The organism is Streptosporangium sp. NPDC000396, assembly GCF_042898655.1.
Taxonomy (GTDB): domain Bacteria; phylum Actinomycetota; class Actinomycetes; order Streptosporangiales; family Streptosporangiaceae; genus Streptosporangium.
In genome coordinates, this window is the sequence record NZ_JBIAZA010000087.1 from 1 (window position 1) to 1,634 (window position 1,634).

The 1,634-nt window shown below is 70.2% G+C and carries 1 protein-coding gene; it reads left to right on the forward strand.

The window, feature by feature from the left end; all coding sequences use genetic code 11:
• The coding region (locus ACFY2X_RS47295; RefSeq protein ID WP_389952043.1) for a condensation domain-containing protein at window positions 1–1,634 on the forward strand (1,634 nt) is incomplete at both ends.

Consider the following 1,634-nt stretch of genomic DNA (forward strand, 5'->3'; position numbering starts at 1 on the left):
ATCCACCCACCCCACCCCCACCCCCTCCCCTACACCGACCTCACCCACCCGGCCCACCCGGCCAACCCGGCGGACCCGGCGGACCCGGCGGACCCGGCGGACCCAACCGATCAGACCACCCTCGCCGACCGGATCGACCGAGCCACCGACCACGCGAACCTCGCCAACGGGGCCAATCCGGCCACCGACCACGCGAGCCTCGCCGACCGGGCCAACCGGGTCAGCCAAACCGCCGACTCCACCTACCGGACCGCGCAGAACGGCCATGCCAACCGGAGCAACGAGACCGGCCACGCCAACCAGGCCGACCGGGCCAACCAAACCGATCTCGCCAGCCAGGCCGATCAGATCGACCGGGCCGACCAGAGCGGCTTCGCCAACCCTGCCGGCTTCGGTGATGATCCGGCCGGAAGCGTCTCAGCCGACATCCGCGACCGCCTCGCCCAACTGGCCGCCGCGGAAACCGCCCGCCCGTTCGACCTGGCCACCGGCCCGCTGCTCCGCACCCACCTGGCCAAGACCGGCCCCACCACCCACCACCTGATCATCACCGCCCACCACATCATCTGCGACGGCTGGTCCCTCAACGTCCTGCTCGAGGAACTCACCACCCTCTACCAGCACCACAACCAACCCCCCGGCGTCGACCGCCAGACCTCCTGTGCTGATTTGCTGTCCCCCGGCGTTGACCTGTCGCCCACCGGTACCGGCCCATCGTCCGTCGGCCAACCCACCGACGTTGACCCGCTGCCCACTGGTGCCAATCTTCAGGCCTCCGGTACCGATTCATCAGCCGCCGATCAGCCCAGCGCCTCGCTCGCCAGTGCCGATCCGCTGCCTAACAGTGCCGACTTCCAGCCCATCGGCGTCGATCCGCTGCCCACAGGTGTTGACCCGCTGCCCGCCAGTGGCAATTCACTGCCCGTCGGTCGGCTCATCGCCTCGCCTGCCGGGGACGGCCCCGAGGCCACTGGTAGCGACTCGCTGTCCACTGATCAGCCTGTCACCTCGCCCGCCGGGGGCCCCGAGAACGCCAAAGGCGATTCGCTGCCTGTCAGTGATGATCTCCAGCCTGTTGCTGACCAGCTCAACACCCTGCCCGCCAGCACCCATTCGCTGCCTGCTGGCACCGGCCGTCAGGCCTCCGGTACCGATTCACTGCCCGCCGGTCGGCCCGTCGCCTCGCCTATCGGAAACGGCCCTGAGACCTCCGGTGATGATCTCCCGCCCGCCGGTACCATCTCCCCGTCCGCCGGTATTGATTCGCTGTCCCCCGGCACCGACCCGTTGTCCACTGGCGCTGGCCTGTCGCCCGCCGGTGCCAATCCGTTGTCCTCCGGCGCCGCCCCCGAGGCCATCGACGCCGACCCTTCGCCCGCTGGCTGTGACCCGTCGCCTACCGGTACCGGCTCATTGTCCGTCGGCCAACCCACCGACGTTGACCCGTCGCCCGCAGACGCCGACCGCCAGACCTGCGGTGTCGATCCGTTGCCGGCGTTGCCGGTGCATTACGCCGACTACACCCTGTGGCAACGCCACTGGCTGACCACCCCCGACCGAGACCGGCAACTGACCTACTGGCAGACCCAGCTGGCCGACCCGCCCCCGGCCCTGAACCTGCCCACCGACCGGCC